The organism is Terrisporobacter sp., from assembly GCF_017888745.1.
GTDB lineage: Bacteria > Bacillota > Clostridia > Peptostreptococcales > Peptostreptococcaceae > Terrisporobacter.
The window spans coordinates 1-4,767 of the sequence record NZ_JAGHFM010000336.1 but is presented as its reverse complement, the minus strand read 5'-3'; the positions used below and the strand labels follow the sequence as shown (position 1 = coordinate 4,767).

Genomic DNA, 4,767 nt, shown 5'->3' with positions numbered 1-4,767 from the left:
TAGAAATACCTTCTTCATCAAACCTTATTTTAACTTTTTCTAGTAAGTCAAAATATATAGGCCAATAATTTTCTTTATTACACCAAACTCTAACAGCAAAGTCAAGGGAATTTGGTCCTTGTTCAAATAATCCGACAAATGGCTCTGGATCATGTAAAATTAAAGGATTACTTCTTACGATATCTTCTAGTACCCTTTTAACTTTTAATATATCACTTTCATAACTTGCAGAGAATTTTAAATCTACTCTTCTTGTAGGTTTTGAAGAATAGTTTATTAAACTACCATTTGAAAGAGTTCCATTAGGTATTAATACAACTTTATTGTCTATAGTTGTTAATGTAGTATAAAATACTCCTATTTGTTCAACTTCACCTTCAAACTGGCCTGTCTGTACATAATCTCCTACTTTAAAAGGTCTAAGTAATAGTATTATAAAACCACCTGCAAAGTTGGATAAACTACCTTGAAGAGCAAGACCTATAGCAACCCCAGCAGAAGCTACTATTGCTGCTAGACCTGAAAGTTCTAACTTCCAATAGCCACCTGCTATTACTAAAACTAACAATCCTTTTAATGATATATTTATAAAAGATTTAACAAATCTTATCAGAGTCATATCCATATTTTTCGTCTCTGAGAAAGTAACAAACTTTTTAGATAATTTATTTATTATTTTAAATCCTATTATTAATAATAATATTCCTATTACTAATTTAACTCCACTTTCTAGTGCCCAGTCTAGTAATTTTGTAGTTATTGTAGATATAGTCATATCTTTGAAATTCATATTTTGTATTTCCTTTATCATTATAAAACCTCCAAACTATCTCATTGCATTATTTATATGATACACTGATTTAGAATTTTTGTCTAGAATGAAGGCATAAAACCAAAAATCATCAATTTTTGTATATTTTTGTAAATTTTCATTTTAGCTTCCAAGCAAAAAATAATGAATTATAGCAAAAAATTCTCTTAAATAATTTAAAGGCACTAAATTATATTTTGATATAGAAGTGTAAAAACTTATACTATCATAATTAAACTTTTGTGAAATTAACTTACTTCTAAAGCTATGAAAATCTGTTGTTACTACTTTTATTCTTATATCTTCTATATTTTTATTGCTATGCTCTTCTATGATTTTCTTCGAGTATTTAAAATTTTCTTCTGTAGTCCTTGATTTATCTTCTTTTATTATTATTTTTTCATCCACATTATTTTTGATTAGATATTCATACATTGCTTGAGCTTCACTAATATTTTCACCTCTACCTTGCCCCCCAGAAACTATAATATAAGCATCATCTTTACTTTTATTTAGATATTCAATAGCTGCATCTAGTCTGTCTTGTAGTGTTTGACTTGGCCTATTTTTATTTACTAATGCTCCAAGAATTATTATATAGTCACATTCTTTCATACTTTTATTAGGATAAAATGCTATAGCTCCTTCTATAGCAATAAAAATAGAAATAAAAATAGAAAAAATTATTTTTAATATCTGATATAGTTTCCTTTTATTTTTTAATTTATCTTTAATAAAATGATAAATTATAAATGATATTCCTAAAATTATGAAGATATATTTGAAATAAAGTTTAGATAAAAAAATCAAGCATATAAAGTATATAATAAACACTACTCCCAAAATAAAATCTATATTTCTTTTCATTAAGTTTATGTATTTTTTCATTATTTCTCCTTTTTATTTAATACTCGTTCTTAATTATAACAAAAAATCCCCCTTCATATCTATCAAGGAAGACTTTTTATTATAATAAAGGTGAAAACATACGTAAAATTAACCTACCAAATTTAACTGGCCATTTTATATTTTCACATTCTTCTAAAGTCACTTCTTGGCAAAGCTTTAGTGTATTTTTAAAATCGTCTCTTAAGCTGACTACGCTATCTGTTTTATATAACCATGCCCCACACTCAAAATGCAAATATAAACTTCTAAAATCTAAATTTATACTACCTATTACTGCATATTCATCATCTACAACAAATGTTTTAGAATGCATGAATCCTGGTGTATATTCATATATTTTTATTCCATCCTTAATAAATGATTGATAGTATGATTTTGTAACAGCATGAACAAACCATTTATCCGGAATATGGGGTGTTACAATTCTAACATCAACACCTGATTTTGCCGCTATTTTTAAAGCTGTTGCCATTTCATTATCAATAATAAGGTAAGGAGTATTTATATAAATATATTTTTTAGCTTTATTTATAAGATTTAAATATACGGTCTCTCCTATAGGTTCATTTACTAATGGACTATCATCAAAAGGTTGAATATAGCCTTTTGAAAAATATTTCCTATCAGTAAAATTTTCTGGCTTATATTTCATATAATCATCATCAGAATTATTTATAAAATCCCACATAGTTAAAAACATTACAGTTAAGTTAAAGACAGCATCTCCTTTTATTAATATTGCTGCATCTTTCCAATGCCCAAATCTTTCATAGGCATTTATATATTCGTCTGCTAAATTAACACCTCCCATAAAACCTACATATCCATCTATTACAGCAATCTTTCTATGATCCCTGTTATTTAATCTGTTAGTGAATACTGGAACAAAAGGATTGAATATTCTACATTTTATACCTATTTTTTCTAACTCTTGATTATACTTGTAAGGTAATTTCATAACACATCCAACATCATCATAAATTATTCTTACATCTACACCCTCTTTTACTTTTTCTTTTAGAATTTCTAATATTGTATTCCACATTATCCCTTCTTCTATAATAAAGTACTCTAAGAAAATAAAATGTTTTGCTTTTTTTAATTCTTCTATTAGCTTTTTAAACTTAATTTCTCCTGGAGATAAATATTCATTATAAGTATTTTCATATATTGGACAATCTGCATAATTTAAAATATATAATGCTTGATTTTTAGCATATTCACTTTCCTTTTCCAATTTCATCAATACTTTATTGTCCTGTCTTAATGATGTTTTCATTTTAATATTTTGAATTTTCATTTTACTCTTCTCCCTTTTACTTAATTTATTTCCTCCATAAATAAGATAAAAGGCTCCACCAAAGATAGGTAATATTAAAATTGGCACAATCCAAGCAATTTTGTAACTAGGATTACTTTTACCATTTAGTATAATTACTACTAAAATAATACCTACTATTAAAGAAATTATATAGAAATATAAAAAATATTCTTTAGATTCCAAGATTATACGAACTACAAGATATATCTGAATAGCTAAAGTTACAAAAAAGAATGCTAACCTTTGAATCGAGTTTTTATATAACTTTCTCATATATATTATCTAATTTTCTCCTTCTTATATTTATACATATATATTAGTATATATTAAGTTATATATAAGTGTGAAACTTTTACATATGATAATTTATAATATTAAGCTCAATACATAAAAACTTAAAAAAGAATTACTTAACAATAAATGTCAAGTAATTCTTTTTTATATTTTATTTAATTTATTTTCTAAAGTTTGCTTAGCAATTGAAGGGTTTACTTTACCCTTTGATAATCCCATAACTTGTCCCATTAAAAATCCTATAGCTTTAGTCTTTCCTAATTTAAAATCTTGAATAGACTTTGGATTATCATTTAGTACTCTATCTACTAACTTTTCTATTTCATCATCACAACTTATCTGTTCTAATCCTTTTTCTTCTACAATAATCATTGGTGATTTATTACTTTCAAACATATCTTTAAATACTTCTTTACCAGCAGTATTACTTATTTTTCCTTCTTCTATGATTTTAATTAAATCTGCTAAGTTTTTAGGTGATATTTTTATTTCTTCTATTTTCATATTATTAGAATTTAATAATCGAAGTAAATCACCAAGAATATAGTTACATACTGTTTTAGGATTTGCTCCAATATCTACTACATCCTCATAGTATTTAGCCAGTATTTTACTTTCTATTATAATTGAAGCTTCTTTTTCGCTTATTCCATACTCCTTTACAAACCTGGCTCTTTTTGCTATTGGCATTTCTGGTAAACTTAATGCTATTTTTTCTACCTTTTCTTGAGATATTATTATAGGTGTTAAATCTGGTTCTGGAAAGTATCTGTAATCGTGAGCTTCTTCCTTAGAACGCATAGAAATAGTTTTTGCTTTAGCAGCATCCCATCTTCTAGTTTCTTGTTTTATTTTATATTCTTCACCCAATTGATATAATTCTTTTTGTCTCTTTTCTTCATTTTCTAAAGCTTTTTGAACTTCTCTAAAAGAGTTTATATTTTTAATTTCTACTTTTGTTCCATACTCTTTTTGATTATAAGGCCTAATTGAAATATTTGCATCACATCTTAATGACCCTTGTTCCATACGGCAATCAGATACTCCAGAGTATTCAAGTATTGATTTTAACTCTCTCATAAATGTAGCAGCTTCACCTGGAGACCTCAAGTCCGGCTCAGTAACAATCTCAATAAGTGGTATACCAGCCCTATTATAGTCTATTAACGAAATTGGTTCACCTTCTAAGTGAACAAGTTTTCCTGCATCTTCTTCTATATGTATCCTATTAATTCTAACAGAAACTTCTCTTCCTTCATAATTAAATTTTACTGACCCTTCACTACAAATAGGTATATCATACTGTGAAGTCTGATAGTTTTTAGTTAAGTCTGGATAAAAATAATTTTTTCTATCCATTTTGTTGTAATTATTTATTCTACACTTTACTGCTTTGCCAGCTTTTATAGCTAGATTAACTACTTCTTCATTT

4 protein-coding genes are annotated in these 4,767 nt (G+C 26.3%); all 4 read right to left on the bottom strand.

What is annotated here, in order from left to right; genetic code table 11:
• Positions 1–811 (bottom strand): mechanosensitive ion channel family protein (locus tag J7G74_RS15080; protein ID WP_330616599.1); only part of this gene is annotated, 811 nt, incomplete at its 3' end.
• 123 nt (positions 812–934) lie between these two features.
• Positions 935–1,426 (bottom strand): YdcF family protein, encoded by a 492-nt coding sequence (locus J7G74_RS15075; protein WP_297136842.1) that lies wholly within the window; start codon positions 1,424–1,426, stop codon positions 935–937.
• 352 nt (positions 1,427–1,778) lie between these two features.
• The gene (gene cls, locus J7G74_RS15070; protein WP_297136841.1) at positions 1,779–3,314 is read right to left on the bottom strand and encodes a cardiolipin synthase; all 1,536 of its coding nucleotides are present in this window, start codon (positions 3,312–3,314) and stop codon (positions 1,779–1,781) included.
• 165 nt (positions 3,315–3,479) lie between these two features.
• Positions 3,480–4,767, bottom strand: a 1,288-nt coding sequence (gene gatB, locus J7G74_RS15065) for an Asp-tRNA(Asn)/Glu-tRNA(Gln) amidotransferase subunit GatB (protein WP_297136839.1), incomplete at its 5' end; no start/stop codon positions are given.

Bases quoted from the DNA above. Each gene is read 5' to 3' on its own strand.
- cls (WP_297136841.1), bottom strand. From the start codon at position 3,314: ATGAGAAAGTTATATAAAAACTCGATTCAAAGGTTAGCATTCTTTTTT.
- J7G74_RS15075 (WP_297136842.1), bottom strand. From the start codon at position 1,426: ATGAAAGAATGTGACTATATAATAATTCTTGGAGCATTAGTAAATAAA.